Genomic DNA, 23575 nt, shown 5'->3' with positions numbered 1-23575 from the left:
ATATCCGGACCAGCAAAGAAACAATCAATCCGGCTGATCCGCATGTAGAGATTTGGTATAGAGTAGGGGTAGTGTGTAGTGATTTTTAGCTGGATATATGAAAAAGAAGAGACGATACAAATGAAGACTTTTTTACGTTCCAAGGGTATATCAAAAAGTCTGCTTGCTACGATCAAATTTGATGGTGGCAGTATCTGGCTGAACGGTAAAGAAAGAACGGTCTTGGCGACCTTGAAAAAGGGCGATAAAGTAATGATCCGGATTCCGGATGAAGGGGAGCATGAAACGACTGTCGGAGTGGATATGCCTTTGGACATATTGTTTGAGGACGACCACTTTTTAATTGTGAACAAACCATTTGGCGCTGCCTCCATACCATCAAAGGTGCACCCGCGTCTTTCAATGGCGAATCGCGTCAAAGGCTACTACCAACGTCGAGGCTACGTGGACCAAGTCATCCATATTGTCACGCGATTGGATCGCGATACGACCGGTGTGATGCTTTTTGCAAGGCATGGGTATGCGCATGCTCTGATGGACACGTTATTGCGCAACAAGGAAGTCGACAAAACGTACCGAGCGATCTTATCCGAACCGGTGCTGACGCAACCCCACGGATTCATCGATGCCCCCATCGGCAGGACAGAGGATTCGATCATGACGCGAATGGTCAGGGAAGACGGTAAACAAGCGCTGACGGAATATTGGTTGGATAAGACCTATCCTGATGGGCAGACTGTGAAAATCAAGTTACATACGGGAAGGACCCATCAGATTCGGGTGCATTTCACCTCCATCGGTGCGCCTCTGCTTGGAGATGACCTTTATGGAGGAAAGGCTGACCCAGAAATATTGCGACAAGCCCTGCATTGTGAGTCATTGGCATTTGTGCATCCGATCAGTGGGGAGCCCTTAAAGATAGAAGCGCCGTTGCCGGATGATTTTATCAAATGGGAAAGCAGACAGAGAGACAAGGAGGCTGATGTCCGTGTTGGAACCACAATATGAATTTGAACTGGACGAAGCGTTTGCGAAAATCCGCGAATCACTCCAAGGTGAGGATATGGAAAAATTCCGTTCCGATTTTTTGGACTATCACCTCTACGATCAGGCCCAGATCTATCTAGCCCTGGCGCCTGAGGAACGTATTGCGATGTACAATTATCTCTCCGTAAATGAAATGGCTGACATGTTCGAAATTATCGAAGAAGATGTCGAGTCGATCGAAGCGTATCTTTTGGAAATGAACAATCAATATGCGGCTGATATGTTGGCCAACATGTATGCCGATAATGCCGTTGATATGCTGAAACAGCTGAAGGATGAGCGGATTTGGTTGTATCTGCGCCTTATGCCTATAGAGGCGGCAAAAGAAATTCGCGCCCTGTTGAATTATGAAGATGAGACTGCCGGGGCCATCATGACGCCGGAATTCGTCTCGATCGTCGCCAACCAAACGGTTCGTTCAGCGATGGCCATCCTCAAGAGTAAAGCGCCTGATGCGGAAACCATCTACTATATTTACGTCGTCAATGTGGATAATGTACTGGTCGGCGTCATTTCCTTGAGGGATCTGATCGTGAACGATGAAGATATGATGATTGGCGATATCATGAGCGAGCGGATCGTTTCCGTGAACGTAAACGAAGGGCAAGAAGATGTAGCTCATAAAATCAGGGACTATGACTTTCTGGCTGTACCGGTAGTCGACGAAAACAATGTATTGCTGGGGATCATCACCGTCGATGACATCATCGACGTCATCGATGAGGAAGCCGTCAGCGACTTCTCCGGTTTGGCCGGGGTCGACGTTGAGGAGCAATCGGAAAATCCTTTTGTGGCGGCATCCAAGCGGTTGCCGTGGTTGATTACGCTATTATTCTTGGGTATGGGAACATCCACTTTGATCAGCCAATATGAAGGTTTGATTTCGGATGCATCGATCCTTTCCGTGTTTGTCACCTTGATCACCGGAACATCCGGTAATGCGGGGACACAATCGCTTGCCGTCGCAGTCCGCAAGATCGGCATGCAGGATGATGAGGAGAAAAATTTGTTCCGTACCATTTTATCCGAGTTGGCGACCGGGGTGATTTCCGGATTGGTTACTGGTGTCACGATTGCGCTCGTCATCGGTGTTTGGAAACAGAATTTCATTTTGGGTGGGATCATCGGCATTTCCATGTTGGTTGCCATCACGGTTGCGAATCTGGCCGGCAGCTTGATTCCGGTATTGATGGATCGTCTTGGCTTTGATCCTGCCGTCGCAAGCGGACCGTTCATCTCGACATTCAGCGATTTGACATCCGTTTTGATTTATTTCAATATCGCAAAACATTTTATCAACACGCTTATGTAGGTGCAAAAATAGGCAATGAACAAGCAAACGCTTTGTCCATTGCCTATTTTTTAACGAGGTTAGTGCTCATGCCCTAAAGTCGAATTGTCACGCTCTATCAAACGCGTTCTGATTCGCAGGGGATTCCGCCTAAGCTGCTATTACGTCACGGCCAAAAAGCGGCCGTTCTCGTAATAGCCTCTTAGTGCTCATCCCCTAAACGCGAATCATCACGCTCTATCAAACGCGTTCTGATTCGCAGGGGATTCCGCCTAAGCTGCTATTACGTCACGGCCAAAAAGCGGCCGTTCTCGTAATAGCCTCTTAGTGCTCATCCCCTAAATTCGAATTGTCACGCTTTATCAAACGCGTTCTGAATCCCAGAAATCTGTGCCTAAGCTGACTACCACACACGGACAAAAAAACGTCCGCTTAGTGTTAGTCCTCTTAGTGCTCGATTTCTACCCGGGATTCATCACGCTCTATCATTTTATCCATATCATGATGCAGGATTCCGGCTTCTTCGTATTCTTCGCCGCAGATGGTGTAGCCGACTTTTTCGTAAAAGCCGATGGCATGGTTCTGAGCCCCAAGGAACAGGCGCTTGCCTCCGAGGTCGCGTATGTATCTTTCGATTTCTTGCATGAGAATGCTGCCGTATTTCTTTTCCCTTACGATTTTGCGGATGGCAACGCGCTGCACCTTGTATTTGCCGTTTTCCATCGGATAAATGCGGGCAGTGGCAACCGGAATGGATTTTTCATAGCCAACGAGGTGCAGGGTTTTATCTTCCAAATCGTCAATCTCTATCGAGACCGGTACCTGCTGCTCCTCCACGAATACTTCTTTGCGGATGTCCAAGGCATCCTTGTAGGTTTTGGATTTTAGATTTTGTGTCCATTCAAAATGCAACAACGCGTATTCCTCGCTTTCAAAATTTACTAGGTTCGTTGGAACCTCTGTTCTTATTTTACCTGAATCAGCATTTTTTGTCTGAAATAATTGCTTTTGTCTTTTTTAAAGCCTTTCTTTTGCTATACTTATATAATCAGCTAGAGGAGGAATAGTATGCTTGACATAATTGAAACAATCCAACAATTGACAAACATTCCATCGCCAACAGGATATACGGCGGAAATCATCGGATTCTTGGATGAAAATCTGAAAAAAAAGGGATATCAGCCTGAACGGAATCATAAAGGAAGCTTGATGGTGACGGTTAAAGGGAACGAAGACCACAAAAGGCGTTTTGTGACTGCACATATCGATACGCTGGGGGCGATGGTGCGCGCAATCAAACCGGATGGTCGCTTAAAAATAGAGCTGATCGGCGGGTTCACTTACCATTCAATTGATGGTGAATACTGCACGATCCATAGTGCTGCTACCGGAAAAGAGTGGACGGGTACGATATTGTTGCACCAAACCAGTGTCCATGTATACAAAGATGCGCGAACGGCTGAACGCAGTCAAGACAATATGGAGATTCGTCTGGACGCGGAAGTGCACTCTGCAAAGGATGTCGCTTCGCTTGGCATAGGGGTAGGGGATTTCATCAGCTTTGCTCCCCGGACAGAGATTACGCCATCCGGTTACATCAAGTCAAGACATCTGGACGATAAAGCGAGTGCGGCTATCTTGCTGCAGTTCCTGCACCGTATCGCGGACGAAAACCTGATGTTACCGTATACGACTTGTTTCTTCTTTTCGAACAACGAGGAAATCGGCTACGGCGGCAACTCGAATATGCCACCGCACACGATGGAATATTTGGCTGTCGATATGGGTGCGATGGGCGATGATCAGCAGACTGACGAGTATACCGTGTCCATCTGCGTGAAGGACGGATCGGGCCCTTATCACTTCGGACTTCGTCAACAATTGGTCGGATTGTGCGAATCAAAGGCCATTCCTTACAAGTTGGATATCTATCCTTTTTACGGCAGTGATGCCTCTGCAGCCATGAAAGCGGGTTGGGATGTTCGCCATGCTTTGATCGGACCGGGAATCGATGCAAGCCATGCCTACGAGCGGACCCATCGGAAGTCTCTCGATGCGTGCGCGAGCTTGTTGGAAGCGTATCTGTCCGCTCCGATGATCGAAAACTAGATTCGCAAAAAGGGGATATTCAATGGAAAAGTTAAAGAAAACAAATCTGCTTTACTGGAGTATTTGGCTCTTAGTGATGGCGTGCTTAGTCTGGGTTTCCACCAAAATCGATTTTATTTTTTATCCGATCGGGGCCTTCATCTCTACGATCTTTACACCAGTTCTTGTGGGAGGATTTCTGTATTATATCTTCACGCCGTTCATCGAACTGCTTGAGCACAGGCTGAACATCAAACGTCCGATAGGCATCCTGATAGTCATGTTGCTTCTGATCGGCATCGTCATCTTCTCGTTTTTGGCGCTCATTCCGAATCTTGTAAACCAGATCGGAGAGTTGCTGACAAATTTGCCTGGTGTTATCCGTTCCCTGAATAATATCTATCAGCAAGTGATTGAACAGGAATGGGTTGCGCGGCTGGACATTCCGACCCAATTGTCCCAGTTGAGCGGAAATATTCAAAGCAGTATCACCGCCTTTCTCAATGGCCTGACTGGCAGCATCGGTTCTGTTCTGTCGGCCGTAGCCAATATTGCCTTGCTTGTCGTCATCATTCCGTTGATTTTTTTCTATATGCTGAAAGATGGACATAAGTTTCCGGAAGCGGTCGCTCAGTTATTGCCTCAGGAGTATTCAGCAGATGTTTTGGCGCTCCTGAAGGAAATCAACAAAACAATCGCCAAATATATCAGCGGACAGGCACTCGTTTGTTTGTTCGTAGGGACATTCACCTTTATCGGATATCTACTGATCGGATTGCCTTACGCCTTCCTGCTTGGAGTCACTGCAGCCGTCACAAACATTATTCCTTATCTTGGACCCTACATCGGCTTAATTCCGGCCGCAATAATTGGATTGACAGTCTCGCCGGCGAAAGCGCTCTTGGTCTGTGCGGTTGTCTTAGTAGTACAGCAAGTGGAATCGAACATCATTTCACCAAACGTCTTGGGCAAAACATTGGATATGCATCCGCTGACGATTCTCTTTTTGTTGTTGGCTGTCGGCAAGATTTCCGGTGTTCTGGGAATGATATTGGCGATTCCTACGTATGCAGTCGTAAAAACCATCGTTCAATATGTCCACAGATATGTTAAAAACAGGAAGAAAAAAGTGTTATATAAAGAATAATGAAAATTAATATGGATTCCAAGGGTTATTGATTGCTTTTTACCTTTGGAATCCTTTATCATATAAAAAGTATTAAGAGCATAACGAATCAATTTGTGCAGTTTTTATTATGAATTATGAGAATCGCTGCGGTTGATTTGTGCAAAATATATTAATGCGGAAAATTTAGGAGGAAGTACAATGAAAGTAATCGTAGTGGGATGTACACATGCCGGAACATCAGCAGTGAAGACAATTTTGAAGGAGAATCCAGGGACTGAAGTAACGGTATACGAAAGAAACGATAACATTTCGTTCTTGTCATGCGGGATTGCGCTTTACGTCGGCGGTGTCGTGAAAGATCCACAAGGATTATTCTATTCTAACCCTGAGGAACTTGCTTCGTTGGGCGCAAACGTAAACATGCAACATGATGTAACAAACATTGATACAGCGGCAAAAACTGTTTCTGTGAAAAATTTAGTTACTGGGGAAGAAATCCAAGACACTTATGATAAATTGGTTCTGACTACTGGTTCATGGCCAATCATCCCGCCAATCGAAGGCATCCAGAGCAAAAATGTTTTGCTTTGCAAAAACTACAACCAAGCAAAAGAAATCATCGCACGTAAAGACGATAAAAAGAAAATCGTTGTTGTCGGCGGCGGTTACATCGGTATCGAATTGGTGGAAGCATTTGCCAACGATGGAAAAGAAGTAACATTAGTTGATGGTTTAGATCGCATTCTGAATAAATATTTGGATACTGAATTCACGGATATCCTTGAAGATGACTTGCGCGCACATGGGGTAAAAGTTCAATTGAACGAAATGGTTAAAGGTTTCAAAGACAACGAAGCGGGTGACATCACTACTGTAGTTACTACTGGCGGAGAATATGACGCTGAGTTGGTCATTCTTTGTGTCGGATTCAGACCGAGCACTGAGCTTGTCAAAGGCCAAGTGGAAATGATGGGAAATGGCGCAATCATCGTGAATGATTACATGCAAACAAGCTTGCCTGATGTTTATGCAGCAGGGGACAGCTGTGCGGTAAACTATAATCCGAATGGTGGGCACGCTTATATTCCGTTAGCAACAAATGCAGTACGTATGGGAATGTTGGTAGGGAAAAACATCAACGGACCTAAAATGAAATACCGTGGAACCCAGTCCACTTCAGGCTTATACCTAAACGGATTCAACATTGGCTCAACAGGTGTGAATTCCGCAAGTGCCGAAGCATTCGGTCTTGAAACACGTTCCGTAATTCTGGAGGATTTCTACCGTCCTGAATTCATGCCATCAAACGAAAAAATATTGATGAAACTTGTCTATGAAGTAGGCACAACCCGAATCGTTGGCGCGCAACTGATGTCCAAATATGACATCACACAATCAGCCAACACATTATCATTGGCTATCCAAAACAAAATGACGATTGAAGATTTGGCACTTGTTGACTTCTTCTTCCAACCTCATTTTGACCGTCCTTGGAACTACTTGAACTTGTTGGCTCAAAAGGCTTTGGAACAAGAAGCTGAATTAGCTGCTAAATAATTCAATTCCATAATTTGGAACCCCTCCGTGATCGTTTGTTGATTATCGGAGGGGTTCTTTTGTTGGAGAAAGGGTATATCCGGATAAAATACTTGTTTTTTTTGCTGGGTCATTAGATAATGAAAGATAACAATCAACTTTCAAAGAGATCTAAAAAACGAAGGAGAAACATTCTATGACCACAGACCCCAGTAATCAGACATTGCTTTGGCAATTGTTGTTGATTGCGGTATTGACATTGGTGAACGCATTTTTTGCGGCATCTGAAATCGCATTTGTTTCATTGAATAAAAACAGGGTGGCGAACCAGGCAATCAAAGGCGATGAAAAAGCACGCAAAATTTTGGCGCTTTTGGATCATTCCGATGACTTTTTGGCGACCATCCAAGTTGCCATCACTTTCGCGGGCTTCCTTTCCAGTGCTTCGGCTGCCAATACATTCGCAGCCAAACTCGATCCCTACCTGAGTAATATACCAGGAGCAGAACAGGCAGCCATCCTGATCGTGACGTTAGCACTCTCCTACATTTCCTTGGTATTCGGTGAGTTGTATCCGAAACAACTGGGACTGCAACGGCCGGAAGAGGTGGCGCGGGCCGGTGCGGGTTTCATCACTGTCGTACAAAAACTGATGAAACCTTTCGTTTGGTTCTTGTCTTTTTCAACGAGTGTTCTTGAGAAAATGACACCGATCACTTTCACAAGCGGAAACGACATGTTTTCGCGTGAAGAAGTGCGTGAATTGTTGGAGAAGAGCAGTGATGAAGGGACCATCGAACGGATGGAATTCAATATGCTTAAAGGTGTGCTTTCCATGGACAATAAGATGGCTAGGGAAGTAATGGTACCCCGGACGGATACCTTCATGCTGGATGTGAACGATGATGTCGAAGAAAACATAGAAGCCGCGCTGGATTCTCCTTATACACGCATACCGATTTACGAGGACGACAAGGATAATATCATTGGTGTGTTGCATTTGAAAAATTTATTGAAGGAATCCAAAAATACGCCCATCGAACAGATTGATTTGCGGAAAATCATGAATGAGCCACTATTTGTTCCAGAAACCATACTCACGGATGAGTTGATGTCCTACCTGAAGAAAAGCCATAACCAGTTGGCGTTGCTTCATGACGAGTATGGCGGTATGGTCGGGATTGTGACCTTGGAGGACATTCTTGAGGAAATTGTTGGCGATATCGAGGATGAGTATGATGAAAGTTATGTTCTGATCGAACGGATTGGAGATAATGTATACGAAGCCGATGGGGCTACGCCTTTGCATCGCTTCAATGATTATTTTGGTACGCAACTTGAGTCAGCGGATGTCGATACGATCGCCGGTTATCTGTTGACGGAGTTGGGTGAGTTTCCGGAAGAAAATGAGCAAGCATCCATCGAGGAGAACGGGTTGATCATCAAAACATTGGCGTTCGATAACCGCCGGCTTTTAAAAGTTGGCGTGTCTTATATCAATGAGAATGATCGGCCTGCAAAAGAACGTTTCAAAGAGGACGAGGCAGCTGAAACTGCCGATGGAGCGGAAGAAACAGACTGAATGGTGAGCAGCTTAGCCCGGATCGATGAACATCGATCCGGGAGGGGCTGTTTTTTTGGCTCCGTATGCTCTCGCAAGGGAATTCTTGTGGAATGCTCGGATTTCTTGTATAATAACAAAGGTATTGTCGTGGATTAGCGTGTGCATATTGCTCATGCTATCTTTTTGTGTAAAGGAAAGCAGATGATATTTTGAAACCAAGCGTTCGCCGCTGCAGACGTGTGATGGTTTTTCAAAATGTTTCCTGCTCCCAATATAAATGGCTAGCTCCACGGGTTTGCCCTGCGGAAATGAAAACGATCAGATTGCAGTGTTTCCATGCTCAGGGCTAAGCGAACCCGCTCAGCTTTTCTTACATTCACGATAGAGATATTTGGAAAAAAGGGGAAAAATATGACTCATACATTAGCAGATAAAGTTAAAGCAAGAAGAACATTTGCCATCATTTCCCATCCGGATGCCGGTAAAACGACCATCACGGAGCAGTTGCTGTTGTTTGGGGGCGCAATCCGTCAAGCCGGGACGGTAAAGGGAAAAAAATCAGGAAAATTCGCCAAATCAGATTGGATGGATATTGAAAAACAAAGGGGTATTTCTGTAACCAGTTCGGTCATGCAAGTTGATTACGACGGAAAGCAGATCAATATTTTGGATACGCCCGGACATGAGGATTTCTCGGAAGATACATACCGTACTCTGATGGCTGTGGATAGTGCAGTGATGGTCATCGATAGCGGGAAAGGGATTGAGCCGCAGACAAAGAAATTATTTAAAGTCTGCAGTATGCGAGGGATTCCGATCTTCACTTTCATCAATAAATTGGACCGTGATGGCCGCGAGCCGATGGATCTGATTGCGGAATTGGAAGAAGTTTTGGAGATCGATGCGTATCCGATGAACTGGCCGATGGGCATGGGTAAAAATTTGTTGGGTCTGTATGACATTTACAATAACCGCGTAGAATTGACTCATCCTGAAGAGAATGAAGACAATGATTTTCTTCCGCTGAATGAAGACGGCGAAATCGAAGGCGATTATCAAGTGACGCAATCAACCATCTATACCCAAGCGGTTGAAGATGTCCAATTATTGAAAGAGGCTGGTAACGATTTTTCTGAAGAAGCGATTGCAGCCGGTAAACTGACGCCGGTCTTCTTCGGTTCCGCTTTAACGGGCTTTGGCGTTCAGACGTTCTTAGATGCCTTTGTGGATTTTGCTCCGAGTCCAAGTGAGCATCTGACGGTGGCGGATGAAATCGTTGAACCTACTGACGAAAACTTCACCGGCTTCATCTTCAAAATCCAAGCAAATATGAATCCCGCTCACCGAGATAGGATTGCTTTCGTGCGTGTCTGCTCCGGTGAATTCAAACCCGGGATGGATGTTTTTGTGACCCGTACCGGCAAAAAAATCAAGTTGGCGCATACAACGCAGTTCATGGCCGATTCCCGTGAGCAAGTCCAGACCGCTGTAGCAGGTGATATCATCGGACTTTACGATACTGGGAACTTCCAGATCGGCGATACGATCCATGAAGGCAAAAAAGCACTTGAGTTTGAAGCGTTGCCGCAATTTACACCTGAACTGTTCATGAAAGTCACTCCGAAAAACGTCATGAAACAGAAATCTTTCCATAAAGGGGTGCAGCAGTTGGTTCAAGAAGGGGCCATCCAGTTGTACAAAACGTACCATACAGAAGATTATATTTTGGGTGCAGTCGGTCAATTGCAGTTTGAAGTGTTCCAGTACCGTTTGTTGCACGAATACAATGCAGAAGTAGAAATGACACCGATGGGCTCAAAAATTGCGCGATGGATCGATCCGGAAGATTTGGATCCGAATATGTCATCCAGCCGTAACTTATTGTGTCGCGACCGTTTTGGGGATCCTGTGTTCCTTTTTGAAAATCAATTTGCTATGCGTTGGTTCGAGGATAAATATCCAGAAGTCAAATTGACATCTTTACTTTAATTTGATCAAAGAAACAAAAAACGCACATTGCTGAAAAGCAGTGTGCGTTTTTGTGTTAAGAAGAGTTTTTTTCGAGTGCCAAAAATGTCAATCATTTGAGATGAGATAGCTCCACGAAGTTATGACCAGGCATAACTTCCACGTCATCAACGGTAAGATGCAACAATTTCGTCAGCACAAAGTCGATTTCACTTTGCTTCACACGACGGTTTTTGTTGAGGATAATGACATCCTCATGCGTTGCGGCACCGGTAAAGATGACTGTAGTTTGTCCCAAAGAATAAACTTTGACAAATTGAGCATCGGTGTTGGCCAATTGCTCACGTACAAGATCAGCGTGGCTATTTGTAACATCGATCAATTTCATGGACGAACACCCCTAACTTAGGTTGGCTGTTTATAGAATAATTATATAACAACTGTTAATTTATTTAAAGAGTAAACAAACAAATGAATAATTTTCTTGGATTTTTAAAATGAGAAAGGCAAGAGCTGACTTTTGGGCTCTTGCCTTTCGGAACCGAATATTATTCAGAAGTCGTTGTTTCTGCTTGGTCGACTTTGCTGACGACCATCAGATTACCTTCTTCGTCTGCATCGACAAATAAATCTTTGATTTTCGGATTATCCAAGTAGAATTCAGCTACTTGATCCTCAATCTGATCTTGAATAACGCGGCGCAGCGGGCGAGCGCCCATGCTTGGGTCATATCCCAGATCGATTAGGCGATCTTTTGCTTTCTGAGAGACGGTGACGCTGATTTCCTTGTCCTTCAGCAATTCGTTGACGTCATCCAACATAAGGGTGACGATTCTGCTCAAATTTTCTTTGGAAAGCTGGTTGAACTCGACAATCGCATCGAAGCGGTTGATGAATTCAGGCTTGAAGTAATCACTCAAGCGATTCAGAATGGAATGCGTCTTGCCTTTCATGGCTGCTCCAAAACCTACACTGGCTTCCTGGACGCCCGTACCGGCATTGCTGGTCATGATGATGATGGTGTCTTTGAAGCTCACAGTCCTGCCTTGGGAGTCCGTCAGGCGACCGTCGTCAAGAATCTGCAGGAAGAGATGCATGACATCCGGATGGGCTTTTTCGACTTCATCCAACAGTAAAATGCTGTACGGGCTGCGGCGGACGCGTTCGGTCAATTGACCGGCTTCGTCATAGCCGATGTAACCCGGAGGCGATCCGATCAATTTGGAGACGGCATGCTTTTCCATGTATTCGCTCATGTCGAAGCGGATGATCGCGTCTTCGGTTCCGAACATTTCGATTGCCAACTGTTTGGCCAATTCGGTCTTACCGACACCGGTAGGCCCTACGAACAGGAAGGAACCGATAGGTCGGTTTTTACGGCTCAATCCGATTCGGTTTCTGCGGATGGCTTTCGATACTTTGTCGATGGCTTCATCTTGACCGATGACGTTTTTCTTCAGATCGGCATCAAGATTTTTCAATTGCGTCTGTTCTTTTTCAAGTAGCTCACCGACCGGGATATTTGTCTTGATCTCAATGATCTTTTGGATATCCTGCTCTGTTATGACAGGATCGCCATCGGCTGGGGCCGGATTCTGTTTCATTTTATTAAGATTCGTGATCTGATCGCGATAATAGGCAGCTTTTTCGTAATCTTCCGCATGCAGGGCGGCTTGTTTTTCCCTTTCGGCCGTTTCGATGCGTTCCTCTATCTGTTTCGGATCGATGGGCTTGATCGTCAAGTTCTTTTTGGATCCGGATTCATCAAGTAGGTCGATAGCTTTGTCGGGAAGGAAACGATCCTGGATGTAGCGATGCGACAATTTGACTGCCGCTTCCAGCGCCTTATCCGAATATTTGACATGGTGATAATCTTCATATTTCGGACGGATTCCTTGGAGGATGATCAACGTCTGTTCGGGTGTTGGTTCATTCACGCGGACGGGCTGGAATCGGCGTTCCAGTGCAGCGTCCTTCTCGATTCTGCGGTACTCGTTCAGTGTTGTTGCGCCGACCAATTGCAGTTCGCCTCTTGCAAGGGCAGGCTTCAGGATATTGCCGGCATCCATGCTTCCCTCAGCGCTTCCTGCGCCGACGATTTCATGGATTTCATCGATGAAGAGGATGATCTGTTTGTTCGCGCGGATTTCATCCATCAGCTTCTGCATCCGTTCTTCGAATTGGCCACGGATGCCGGTTCCCTGGACGAGCGAGACGACATCCAAGCGGATCACTTCTTTATCCAGCAATTTTTGAGGGACATCGCCGTCCACGATCTTTTGGGCGAGGCCTTCCACCACGGCTGTTTTGCCGACGCCGGCTTCCCCTGTGAGCACCGGGTTGTTTTTTGTGCGACGATTCAGGATTTCGATGACGCGGGCGATTTCGCTGTCCCTGCCGATGACAGGGTCGATGCCTCCGTCGCGCGCCAACTGCGTCAGGTTGATGCCGTATTCGTCCAGCAAGCCGCCTTTGCCGCCGCCTTTTCCTCCGCGGGCAGCTTCAGGGGCAGGAGGCTGTTGGTAATTCTGTTCTTGGTTTTGCTGCATTTGTTTGAAGAAGGACTCCAGATTACCGAAAGAAAAAGGATCTGTGGGGCCTTGGGATCTCGGATTCGGATTGTTTTGCTGCGATTGGGCAGCTTTGAATTCCTGATAGCAGCTCTGGCATAAGTCGATTTGGCGTCTTTGTCCATTCACGCTGGCATACAGATGAATGGAAGCTTGGTTTTTTCCGCAATGTTGACAAATCATGGCAATCTTCCTTTCTATATGGATCATAGATACATGTATATTATAGTAGTAACGGCTAAGGAATACTCGTGGGAAGGTGTCCTGACCAACCCTGACCTTATGAGCCCATTATACATTGACCTATTTTGACTTTCAAGTGGTTTGACTTGAAACGAAGCAAAAAATTTCATCGCGGGACGCCAGCCAGCCTAACGAAAAGGTTGTAATAAATTAGTGGCATTTAGGCAATTATGGCAAAAATTTGAATGAATCTGGTTAAAACAGTTGTAGTATAAAGCGAAAGATGGTAATCTTATTCAATGAAAGGGTTATTTTTAATCCGTTTTCCCATTTTTCTGTTATAATGGAAACGTATCAAAAGTACCTTAAATAAATACATCTCAAAAGGGGTTTATGACATGGAAAGAAAAGAATATCACGTAATCGCAGAAACAGGGATTCACGCACGTCCAGCAACTTTATTGGTGCAAACTGCAAGCAAATTCAATTCTGATATTAATTTAGAATACAAAGGTAAATCTGTTAACTTAAAATCCATCATGGGTGTAATGTCATTAGGCGTAGGCCAAGGCGCTGATGTTGTCATCACTGCAGAAGGTCCGGACGAAGCAGACGCTATGGCTGGAATCACTGAAACAATGGTAAAAGAAGGGCTAGCAGAGTAATATGAAAAACCACTTACAAGGAATAGCAGCTAGTGATGGTATTGCAATTGCGAAAGCATATTTGCTTACTGAACCGGATCTGTCCTTTGAAAAGCGTAAAGTGGAAGATTCAGAAGGCGAAGTTGCTCGTCTTTTGGAAAGCTTTGAAACCGCTAAATCAGAGGTAAGTGCAATCCGAGAAAAAGCGGCAGTATCACTTGGCGAAGAAGAAGCGCAAGTTTTTGATGCACATTTGATGGTATTGTCCGATCCGGAAATGATCGGATCGATGAACGCCAACATCCGAGACAACGGTGTCAATGCTGAATCGGCACTTTCTGATGTTGCCGGCATGTTCATCGGTATGTTCGAAGCGATGGAAGACAACCCATACATGCAAGAACGTGCTGCGGATATCCGCGACGTTACGGAACGTGTGTTGAGCCACTTGTTGGGTGTCAAAATCCCTAACCCATCGACAATCACTGAAGAAGTGATCGTCGTTGCCAAAGATTTGACTCCTAGTGACACAGCTCAATTGAACCGTGATTATGTTAAAGGATTCGTTACTGATATCGGTGGACGCACATCCCATAGCGCAATCATGGCCCGTTCTCTGGAAATTCCTGCAATCGTAGGGTCAAAAGAAATCACACAAATCGTCAAAGATGGCGATATCATCATTTTGGATGGTTTGGACGGCGACGTCTTCATCAATCCTGATGAAGAAACATTAGCTGCATACAAGAAGAAAGCTGAAGAGTTTTCTGCAATGCAAGCAGAATGGCACAAACTGAAAAATGCAAATACAGTTACTGCAGACGGTAAACATATCGAATTGGCAGCTAACATCGGAACGCCTAAAGATTTAGAAGGCGTTGTCGCTAATGGCGCTGAAGCGGTAGGATTGTACCGTACTGAATTCCTGTACATGGACTCTTCAGACTTCCCGACAGAAGATGAGCAATTTGATGCTTATAAAGCTGTTTTGGAAGGCATGGAAGGCAAACCTGTCGTTGTTCGTACAATGGACATCGGTGGGGATAAAGAATTGCCTTATTTGGAATTGCCGAAAGAAATGAATCCATTCTTGGGTTACCGTGCAATCCGGATTTGCTTGGCTGAACCGGAAATGTTCCGTACACAATTGCGTGCCTTGTTGCGTGCTTCCGTTTACGGTAAATTGCGCATCATGTTCCCGATGATTGCTACTCTGAACGAATTTAGAGCAGCTAAAGCGATGTTGGAGGAAGAAAAGGCGAATCTATTAGCCGATGGCGTAGAAGTCGCTGATGATATCCAAGTAGGTATCATGATCGAAATTCCAGCAGCTGCTGTATTAGCTCATCAATTCGCTAAAGAAGTAGATTTCTTCAGTATCGGAACAAATGACTTGATCCAATACACAATGGCGGCAGACCGCATGAACCAACAGGTTTCTTACTTGTATCAACCTTACAACCCAGCTATCCTTACGCTGATCAAGCATGTTATCGATGCTTCTCATGCTGAAGGCAAATGGACTGGTATGTGTGGCGAGATGGCGGGTGACCAAACAGCGGTTCCGTTGTTGGTGGGTCTTGGTTTGGATGAGTTCTCCATGAGCGCATCCAGCGTCCTGAAAACACGCAGCTTGATGAAACGTTTGGATTCAAAAGAAATGGAAAAATTAGCGGACAAAGCAATCAACGAATGTACGACTGTCGAAGAAGTCATCGCATTAGTTGAAGAAATGAAAGCTAAATTAGTTTAAGCCGATTCAGGCGTAAAAAGACCGGGCATGGTTGCATGCCTGGTCTTTTTGTGTGCCAGGGAATTCAAAGCGATTTCGGAAGCTGAATCCATCATTTCCGCAGGCTTGTTCGTGTGGATATATTTTGCAAGTAGGGTGTAGGGAGGAGTGACAAACATCAGAATGTTCTATATACTGAACATATTGAGTCATTATAAATTTGATGGGATTTTTTCGAGGTGAAGTCATGAGAATAGGCATGTTTACAGATTCGTATTTTCCTCAAGTGAGCGGCGTGTCAACATCAATCCGCACCTTGAAAGAGGAATTGGAGGCAGAGGGGCATGAGGTCATCATTTTTACCACCACAGATCCAAAAGCCGATGAAGATGAAAAAAATATAATCCGTTTGACCAGTATCCCGTTCTTGTCTTTCAAAGATCGCAGGATTGCTGTCAAAGGTATGAACAAAGCGCTTAGGGAAGCGAAGAAACAGAAGATAGATATTGTGCATACGCATACGGAGTTCAGTTTGGGTTTGACGGGCAAATTTGTCGGCTACATGCTGCAGATTCCTACCGTGCATACCTACCACACTATGTACGAAAAATATCTGCATTACATCGCTAATGGAAGAGTGGTGAAACCTAAGGCAGTTAAAATTGCTTCCCGTTACTTTTGCAATCGAACGATGGGCATTATTGCTCCAAGTCAGCAAATGAAAGAAAAATTAGCTTCCTACAACATCTATAAGGAAATTCGCGTCATCCCAACGGGTGTCCGGATACCGGATCGGATTGACGGCATCAAAGCCAAAAAACGCGAAGAACTGGGGATTTCGGATTCCGAATTGGTGTTGCTCTCTTTGAGTAGGCTGTCCTCGGAAAAAAAACTGGATAAACTTGTTCACGCCTTTCCTGAGGTCGTAGCAGCCTATCCTTCCGCGAAGCTTATTTTTGTTGGTGACGGACCGGTGCGTCACGAGTTGGAGACACAGGTGTCGGAAATGGGTTTGATCAGAAATGTCATTTTTGTCGGAGAAGTCAAAAATGAAGATGTGAGCGAGTATTATCAAATGGCAGATATTTATATAAATGCTTCGGATTCGGAAACCCAAGGCTTGACCTATCTGGAATCGATCGTAAACGGTTGTCCGGTCATCGCTAAGCGGAATGACTATTTATCAGGGTTGATTAAAGAAGACAGTCTGGGGATGTTGTTCGACGAGGATGACCAAATCGGCAAGACTATCAACGCCTATGCGGATTTTTATCACAACTCAGATGTTGCGACAAAGCAAGAAGTATGGGATGGACTGATGCAGGAGATTTCTTCAAAGGCATTTGCGGATGCCGTATTGAGCTATTATCAGGCGAGTATTGACATTTATGAGTCACAGCCGCGTGAAGAATTGAAATTAAAAGTGAATCTTTTGGAAAAAATCAAACGTTGAGTCGGAACACCGGGAAACAGATTGCTTGGATAATCTGCTTCCCTGTGTTTTTTTGTTTTTATCTGAGCTAAGCGTAAGGTATACTGTTGACATAGTGTTTAGAAGGGGCGGTTTTATAAATGGAAAAAATTGGTTTTATCGGAACAGGTGTCATGGGCTCATCCATGATCAAACATCTTTTGAATGCGGGTTATCCAGTCCAAGTCTATAATCGGACGAAAAGCAGGGCAGATGCTGTTGTCTCTGAAGGAGCAGTGTGGTGTGACACCCCTGCTGCTGTTACGGCGCAATCGGATATTGTCATCACGATGGTGGGTTATCCGAAAGATGTTGAAGAGACTTATTTTGGGGAGAGCGGTATCTTTTCGAAAGCGGACGACCACCATATTCTCATTGATATGACGACCAGTACGCCGACTTTGGCCAGGAAAATAGCTGCTTTCGGCAAAGAAAGCGGGGTCCGCACGTTGGATGCTCCAGTTTCTGGAGGAGATAAGGGTGCTCAAAATGGAACGCTCACAACGATGGTCGGTGGTGAGGAAGGAACGTTTGATGCCGTTAAAGGAGTTTTGTCTGTTTTTTCGAGCAAAGTGATGCTGCAAGGGCCGGCCGGCAGTGGTCAGCACACAAAAATGGCCAACCAGATAATGGTGGCGGGCACGATGACCGGCATGACCGAATTGCTTGTTTATTCGAAAGCGGCAGGATTGGATTTGGAACGCGTGATCGAACAAGTCGGTTCCGGAAGCGCCGCTAACTGGTCTTTGACAAACTATGCCCCTAGGATCCTGAAAGAAGATTACAGTGCAGGTTTCTTCGTCAAACATTTTGTCAAAGATCTGAAGATTGCACTGGATGAAGCAGATAAGCTGGGTATCGATTTACCTGCTACGAGACAGGCTGCACAATTGTATGAACAATTGGCGAGCAAAGGTTTCGCCGACGATGGGACGCAAGCGTTGGTGAAGCTTTGGTGGGGAGAGTACGCTGAAATCTAGACTTGGAGGTCGACGGATTTCTGAAACCCCTTATTAGGATATATCGTTGCGGCGGGTTTTGCACAAACCTAATGGTGCATTACTCAAATATTGTTTTTCTTGCATAAATTACAGTAAATTGATGCGAAGTCAGAAAAAAAATGCTAGAATAAATAAGAAGTTAGTCTTGAAAGGGGAAATATCATGAAACCTTCACAGCTCTCAGCGATCCTTCGTCGCCTAGAAGTAATGATGGAAGACAATGGTGATGTCGAAATCCGTCGTTTTGAAAAAGAAGGCGTAGAACGTTGCGTCGTTAAATACAACCGCGATACGGAAAGTTTTGAATTGGAAGAACACGATTCAAACCAAACTTATCAATTTGATGATCTTGATTTAGTTGCCATCGAAATTTACGAATTATTGCAAGATTAATTCATCCATCCATGCATGAACAAAGGCAGCGGTAAAATGAGTCGGCTCATTTTACCGCTGCCTTTTTTCTGTTTTATCTTTATTGGAATAACGTGGCAAACATTAAAAGTTTTTAATTTTTATGTAGAGTAATTCCTTAACTTTCAGTATACTGTGTAATAAGGAAATAATTGAAGAGGTGGAATAATGGCAAACAAGATTTATGTAGGTTTATTAGGACTAGGGACGATAGGGACTGGCGTTGCCCGCATCATAGGCGGCCACCAGAATAAAATCAATCAAGTGGTCGGACAGGAAGTAGTCATCAAAACGGTCCTAGACCGCGATCTTGACAAATGCAAAGCTTTCTTTGGTGATTCTGTTCATTGCACTGATAATTTTGATGAAATTTTGAATGACGATGATATTTCGATCATCGTAGAATTGATCGGATATGTTCCGGCAGCAAAAGATTATATTTCCCAAGCGTTGGCGGCCGGGAAGCATGTCGTTTCAGCAAACAAAGACCTTGTGGCTTTGCATGGGAAAGAATTGGTCACTCTGGCGAAAGCGAACAAATGCGACTTCTTGTATGAAGCGGCTGTTGCTGGCGGGGTTCCGATCCTGCGTGCCATCACAGAAAGTTTCGCTTCCGACAACATCCAGAAAGTCATGGGGATCGTGAACGGTACGACCAACTTCATGATGACGAAAATGGACAAAGAAGGCTATTCTTACGATGAAGCTTTGGCATTGGCACAGGAATTGGGCTTTGCCGAAAAAAATCCGACAAGCGATGTCGACGGATTGGATGCAGCGCGCAAAATGGTCATTTTGGCACGGCTCGCCTTCGGAACGAATGATGTGACTTTGGATGATGTAGCAGTGACGGGTATCCGCAATGTTTCCATCAACGACATCAAGTTGGCGAATCGTTTAGGGTACAAAATCAAGTTGATCGGCACTGCCGAAAAAATCGAAGACAGCGTCAATGTGGAAGTCGGACCGGTATTTGTTCCGGAATCGCATCCTTTGGCCAGCGTCAACAATGAAATGAATGCTGTCTTTGTGGCTGGGGAAGCTCTTGGGGAAACGATGTTCTACGGTGCCGGGGCTGGCGAGTTGCCTACCGCGACAGCCGTCGTCAGTGACGTGATGAATATCGCCAAAAATATCCTTTTGGGAACAACCGGGAACATCTTCAACGAGTATGAGGTAGAGACCCTGATCGCGAAACCTGAGCAGGTCATCAATCCTGTATTCATGCGCTTGGAAGTTACCGATCGTGCCGGACAATTTTTGGAATTGGCGAAAATCTTCGCCACTGCAGAAGTCAGCTTTGACAAAATCATCCAGGAGCCGCTGGCAAACGGTAAAGCCATTATTGTCATCGTTACGCATCCGATGTCGAAAGCGCAAGAAAATGAAATCATCCAAGCGATGGAAGATAATGATGATATGAAATTGAAGGTCCATTTCAAAGTATTGGAACACTGATCGGACTTCTTTCGTATTTCGAACAAATAACAGATTAAGAAATGATGGACCATCGTTCTTGTGGAAGGGATTGAATAGTAGGATGTTTGATATCCGTGTACCGGCAACTTCCGCCAATTTGGGGCCAGGGTTCGATTCCCTCGGATTGGCTGTATCATTATATTTGACGTTGACTGTAAAAGAAGAGGCCGACGAGTGGGAAATTCTCCATGATTTGGGAGCGGGGATCCCCACCGATAAATCGAACCTGATTATTGAAACCGCGTTGTCTTTGGCGCCGAACATGACACCAAGAAAAATCACAATGACGAGTGAAGTGCCGGCTGCCAGAGGATTGGGCAGCAGTTCGGCTGCCATCGTTGCAGGGATCGAGTTGGCTAATCAATGCGCAGATCTGCAATTGAGCATTGATGATAAAATTCAGATCGCAACACGCATCGAAGGTCATCCCGATAATGTGACGCCAGCCATCACCGGTGATTTCACGGTCGGGACCGTTCTGGATTCCAAAGTATATTGGACGAAGGCGAGTTTCCCAGAGGTTGCCTTGGTAGTGACGATTCCGGAAAAGGAATTGTTGACGAAGGAGAGCCGGGCTGTTTTGCCGGATTCGCTTCCGTTCAAGGAAGCAGTCAAAGGCAGCAGCATCTCCAATATGTTAGTAGCAGCTGTTTTTTCGGGTGATATCGAAAAAGCGGGAGCACTTATGGAACAGGATGTTTTCCATGAGCCTTATCGCGGCAAATTGGTTCCAGAGTTGAGTCAAGTCCGGGAATTGGGGCATGAGATGGGCGCCTACGGTACTTACCTGAGTGGGGCCGGTACGACGATCCTCACGATGATCCATCCTGAAAAGGCAGCAGCGTTCGTTGCTTCGGCAAAAGCCGCTGTAAAAAATAGTGAAGTCAAGTTGCTGCATGTTGAAAAAAATGGCGTGCAAGTAATCAAATAATTGTGGGCCCGAGGAGAAATCCTTGGGTTTTTTGTATTTTTTGAGGGGGCGCCCGCAAGATTAGGGGCGAAAGCGAGCAGAAAAGATGAATAACGGAAAGTTATCCATCTTTCCAGGCCCGAGCGCAAGCTGACAAGTGCAAATGGGCATAGCGCCATATCAAACGTGTTCTGAATCCCAGAAATTTGTGCCTAAGCTGACTATTACACACGGACAAAAAGCGTCCGTTTAGTGTTAGTCCTCTTAGTGCTCGATTTCTACCCGGGATTTGTCATGGCTCTTGCGATTTCAATCGCATAGAGACATGATACACTTGGGCGCTTGCGACCACAGTGCTACCCGACACTCTCCCGCATAGCATCGCGCCTTCTTAAACGCGCTCTGATTCGCAGACACCACTCCCGTTTCGCAAGTGGCTGTCGTCCACAAAAGAGGTGAACGTCAGCCGCTTGCTCCAACGTCCGGATGTCTAGGCGCGAATCATCGCGCTCATCTTAGACGCGCTCTGCTATGCAGGGGGTTCCGCCTAATCTGATTAGCCTACATGGGCAAAAAGCAGCCCATTGCGGCTAATCCGTTTAGTGCTCGCCCCCTACCGCATAGCATCGCGCTCTTGTATTTTTTGGTTTATGCTTTATAATGTTATTGGAATGGGGTTATAATATACAATTGGATAGTAGTGAGGCTGGGTCAAAACTTTTTTGCGGGGTACAGGGTGCTTGTTTCGGATTGTGTGCCGTGCAGTTATTCGGTTTTGGGGCGCGACTTGGGGGAGTTCTCTCAGGTTCTGCTTGAAAAGTGACGTTGTTGCTTTTTCCCATCCTCTTATTTTTTTAATGAGGAGACATTATGCTAAATAAATTCAGACCGACATGGATGGTTGAGTCCATCTATCACATTACTCCGGAACAAATTGAAAAGAATGGCATCAAAGGCGTTCTGACCGATTTGGACAATACCTTGATTGCCTGGAACAATCCGGAGGGGACGCAGGAATTGAAAGATTGGATCGCCTTGATGAAAAAAAATGCGATACCTGTCGTCATCATTTCCAACAACAGCGATAAGCGTATCAAGATAATCGCGGATAAGCTGCAATTGGCTTATGTGCCAAGGTCGATGAAGCCTTCCCGCCGTGGGTACATCAAGGCGGCTGAGCAGCTTCAGCTTCCGTTGGATCAATGCCTGATGGTTGGGGATCAATTGCTTACGGATGTTTTTGGCGCAAATCGAGCGGGAGTCAAGAGTGTGTGGGTAATGCCGATCATCAATTCGGACGGGTGGAATACGCGCATAAATCGATTTTTTGAAAGAAAATTGCTGAAACGTTTGTTGAAAAATGATCCAGGAATGATATGGAGGAAATCACTTGATTAAAGAAGAATTAACAGAAGAACTCTATTGCATCGGCTGCGGGGCTAAAATCCAGACCGATGATCCGACCGAACGAGGGTATACCCCGGCGGCCGCTCTGCAAAAGGGATTGGATTCCGGGCCAGTATACTGCCAACGCTGTTTCAGATTGCGCCATTACAATCAGATGGAAAAAGTTTCCGTCACGGATGATGAATTTTTGGCGATGCTGAACACCATTTCGATGGAAGATGCTTTGATCGTTAACGTTATCGATCTGTTCGATGTATACGGCAGCATGATCCCCGGCTTGCATCGCTTTGCGGGCAATAATAAAGTATTGGTTGTCGGAAACAAAGTGGATGTTTTGCCGAAGTCGGTCAAACTATCCCGTGTGAAGCAATGGCTGACGGAGCAGGTGCAGTCAGTAGGCTTGCGCCCGGTTGATGTCATGCTTGTGAGCGGCAAGAAAGCAACTTCCATCGATGATCTGTTGGAAACCATCGAAGAACACCGGGACGGCAAAGATGTTTATGTCGTGGGTGTTACGAACGTGGGTAAATCCACTGTCATGAACCAAATCATCCGTGCGGCTACAGGCAACAAGGAAGATGTCATCACGACTTCCCAGTTCCCTGGCACAACGTTGGATCAGATCCGTATTCCTTTGGATGATGGGCATTTCCTCATCGATACACCGGGGATTATCCATCACCATCAAATGGCGCATGTTCTGAGCCCGAAAGAATTGAAGCTCGTAGCTCCGCAACACGAAATCAAACCGATCACTTATCAATTGAACCCGGAGCAGACGCTTTTCTTGGGTGGCGCATCGCGTTTTGATTTCATCAGTGGGGAAAAATCATCCTTCACTTGCTATTTCGCAAACGACTTGAAAATTCACCGCACCAAATTGGAAAAAGCGGATGAATTCTATGCAAAACATCTGGGTACGCTGCTGCAACCGCCATCTGCGGAAGATGCGGAAAATTTCCCGCCGTTGGTCAGACGTGAATTCAATGTCAAAGTACCGTCCGATATCGTATTTTCCGGATTGGGATGGATCACTGTCCGCAAACCGGGTAAAGTCGCAGCATGGGTCCCGCAAGGCGTGGACACAGTAATGCGCAAACCAATCATTTAAGTAGAAAAGCGGTACAAGCCCGCTCTGCCTCGA

19 protein-coding genes are annotated in these 23575 nt (G+C 45.6%); 16 read left to right on the top strand and 3 right to left on the bottom strand.

All coding sequences use genetic code 11. The features are described 5' to 3' along the window. Nucleotides 1-120: 120 nt before the first annotated feature. The gene (locus BMZ71_RS03100) at nt 121-1008 is read left to right on the top strand and encodes an RluA family pseudouridine synthase (RefSeq protein WP_370684626.1); all 888 of its coding nucleotides are present in this window, start codon (nt 121-123) and stop codon (nt 1006-1008) included. Beyond that, nucleotides 983-2359 (top strand): magnesium transporter, encoded by a 1377-nt coding sequence (gene mgtE / locus BMZ71_RS03095; protein WP_086988322.1) that lies wholly within the window; start codon nt 983-985, stop codon nt 2357-2359. The genes BMZ71_RS03100 and mgtE overlap by 26 nt, the downstream gene beginning before the upstream one ends. A 426-nt stretch (nt 2360-2785) precedes the next feature. On the opposite strand, the gene BMZ71_RS03090 is transcribed toward mgtE, so the two are convergent. Further along, a complete protein-coding gene (locus tag BMZ71_RS03090) occupies nt 2786-3253 on the bottom strand; it encodes a GNAT family N-acetyltransferase (RefSeq protein ID WP_245734371.1) in 468 nt (155 codons plus the stop codon). A gap of 153 nt (nt 3254-3406) precedes the next feature. On the opposite strand from BMZ71_RS03090, the gene BMZ71_RS03085 reads away from it, so the two are divergent. The 5 genes from BMZ71_RS03085 to BMZ71_RS03065 all read left to right on the top strand — a co-directional run bounded on the left by BMZ71_RS03085 (nt 3407) and on the right by BMZ71_RS03065 (nt 10644). After that, nucleotides 3407-4447 carry a M42 family metallopeptidase gene (locus BMZ71_RS03085; RefSeq protein WP_086988323.1) on the top strand — a complete coding sequence of 347 codons (1041 nt, stop codon included), beginning with the start codon at nt 3407-3409 and terminating at the stop codon, nt 4445-4447. Nucleotides 4448-4469: 22 nt separating this feature from the next. Then, nucleotides 4470-5573 (top strand): AI-2E family transporter, encoded by a 1104-nt coding sequence (locus tag BMZ71_RS03080; protein ID WP_086988324.1) that lies wholly within the window; start codon nt 4470-4472, stop codon nt 5571-5573. Between the two features lie 180 nt (nt 5574-5753). Then, nucleotides 5754-7112 carry an FAD-dependent oxidoreductase gene (locus BMZ71_RS03075; RefSeq protein ID WP_086988325.1) on the top strand — a complete coding sequence of 453 codons (1359 nt, stop codon included), beginning with the start codon at nt 5754-5756 and terminating at the stop codon, nt 7110-7112. Nucleotides 7113-7287: 175 nt separating this feature from the next. Then, a complete protein-coding gene (locus BMZ71_RS03070) occupies nt 7288-8673 on the top strand; it encodes a hemolysin family protein (RefSeq protein ID WP_086988326.1) in 1386 nt (461 codons plus the stop codon). A 393-nt stretch (nt 8674-9066) separates the two neighbouring features. After that, complete coding sequence (locus BMZ71_RS03065; protein WP_086988327.1) at nt 9067-10644, top strand: peptide chain release factor 3; 1578 nt, start codon at nt 9067-9069, stop codon at nt 10642-10644. Between the two features lie 91 nt (nt 10645-10735). Here the strand turns inward: BMZ71_RS03065 and BMZ71_RS03060 are convergent, their stop codons facing one another. Continuing rightward, complete coding sequence (locus BMZ71_RS03060) at nt 10736-11011, bottom strand: DUF1827 family protein (RefSeq protein WP_068623254.1); 276 nt, start codon at nt 11009-11011, stop codon at nt 10736-10738. A gap of 160 nt (nt 11012-11171) precedes the next feature. Further along, nucleotides 11172-13376, bottom strand: coding sequence for an ATP-dependent Clp protease ATP-binding subunit (locus tag BMZ71_RS03055; RefSeq protein WP_086988328.1), 2205 nt, complete (start codon nt 13374-13376; stop codon nt 11172-11174). A 398-nt stretch (nt 13377-13774) separates the two neighbouring features. Here BMZ71_RS03055 and BMZ71_RS03050 point away from each other — a divergent pair, with 398 nt between their 5' ends. The 9 genes from BMZ71_RS03050 (at nt 13775) to yqeH (ending at nt 23542) form a co-directional block, all read left to right on the top strand. Further along, a complete protein-coding gene (locus BMZ71_RS03050) occupies nt 13775-14041 on the top strand; it encodes a phosphocarrier protein HPr (protein WP_068559983.1) in 267 nt (88 codons plus the stop codon). Between the two features lies 1 nt (nt 14042). Then, nucleotides 14043-15773, top strand: a complete 1731-nt coding sequence (ptsP, locus tag BMZ71_RS03045) for a phosphoenolpyruvate--protein phosphotransferase (protein ID WP_068559985.1) — start codon at nt 14043-14045, stop codon at nt 15771-15773. Between the two features lie 226 nt (nt 15774-15999). Beyond that, nucleotides 16000-17205 carry a glycosyltransferase gene (locus BMZ71_RS03040; protein WP_086988329.1) on the top strand — a complete coding sequence of 402 codons (1206 nt, stop codon included), beginning with the start codon at nt 16000-16002 and terminating at the stop codon, nt 17203-17205. Between the two features lie 119 nt (nt 17206-17324). After that, nucleotides 17325-18203: an NAD(P)-dependent oxidoreductase gene (locus BMZ71_RS03035; protein ID WP_086988330.1), complete on the top strand. Its 879-nt coding sequence runs from the start codon at nt 17325-17327 to the stop codon at nt 18201-18203. A gap of 183 nt (nt 18204-18386) precedes the next feature. After that, nucleotides 18387-18617, top strand: coding sequence for a YkuJ family protein (locus BMZ71_RS03030; RefSeq protein ID WP_068559993.1), 231 nt, complete (start codon nt 18387-18389; stop codon nt 18615-18617). A gap of 186 nt (nt 18618-18803) precedes the next feature. Continuing rightward, on the top strand, nt 18804-20093 hold the full coding sequence (locus BMZ71_RS03025; RefSeq protein ID WP_086988331.1) for a homoserine dehydrogenase: 1290 nt from the start codon (nt 18804-18806) through the stop codon (nt 20091-20093). An 82-nt stretch (nt 20094-20175) separates the two neighbouring features. After that, entirely contained in the window at nt 20176-21045 is an 870-nt protein-coding gene (thrB, locus tag BMZ71_RS03020) for a homoserine kinase (protein WP_086988332.1), read from the top strand. A gap of 849 nt (nt 21046-21894) precedes the next feature. Beyond that, nucleotides 21895-22422 (top strand): YqeG family HAD IIIA-type phosphatase, encoded by a 528-nt coding sequence (locus BMZ71_RS03015; RefSeq protein WP_086988333.1) that lies wholly within the window; start codon nt 21895-21897, stop codon nt 22420-22422. After that, complete coding sequence (gene yqeH / locus BMZ71_RS03010) at nt 22418-23542, top strand: ribosome biogenesis GTPase YqeH (RefSeq protein ID WP_086988371.1); 1125 nt, start codon at nt 22418-22420, stop codon at nt 23540-23542. Before BMZ71_RS03015 ends, yqeH begins: the two co-directional genes overlap by 5 nt. Nucleotides 23543-23575 lie beyond the last annotated feature (33 nt).

The organism is Trichococcus flocculiformis, assembly GCF_900113645.1.
In the GTDB taxonomy this organism is placed as follows: domain Bacteria; phylum Bacillota; class Bacilli; order Lactobacillales; family Aerococcaceae; genus Trichococcus; species Trichococcus flocculiformis.
This window is presented reverse-complemented; position numbering and strand designations above follow the sequence as displayed.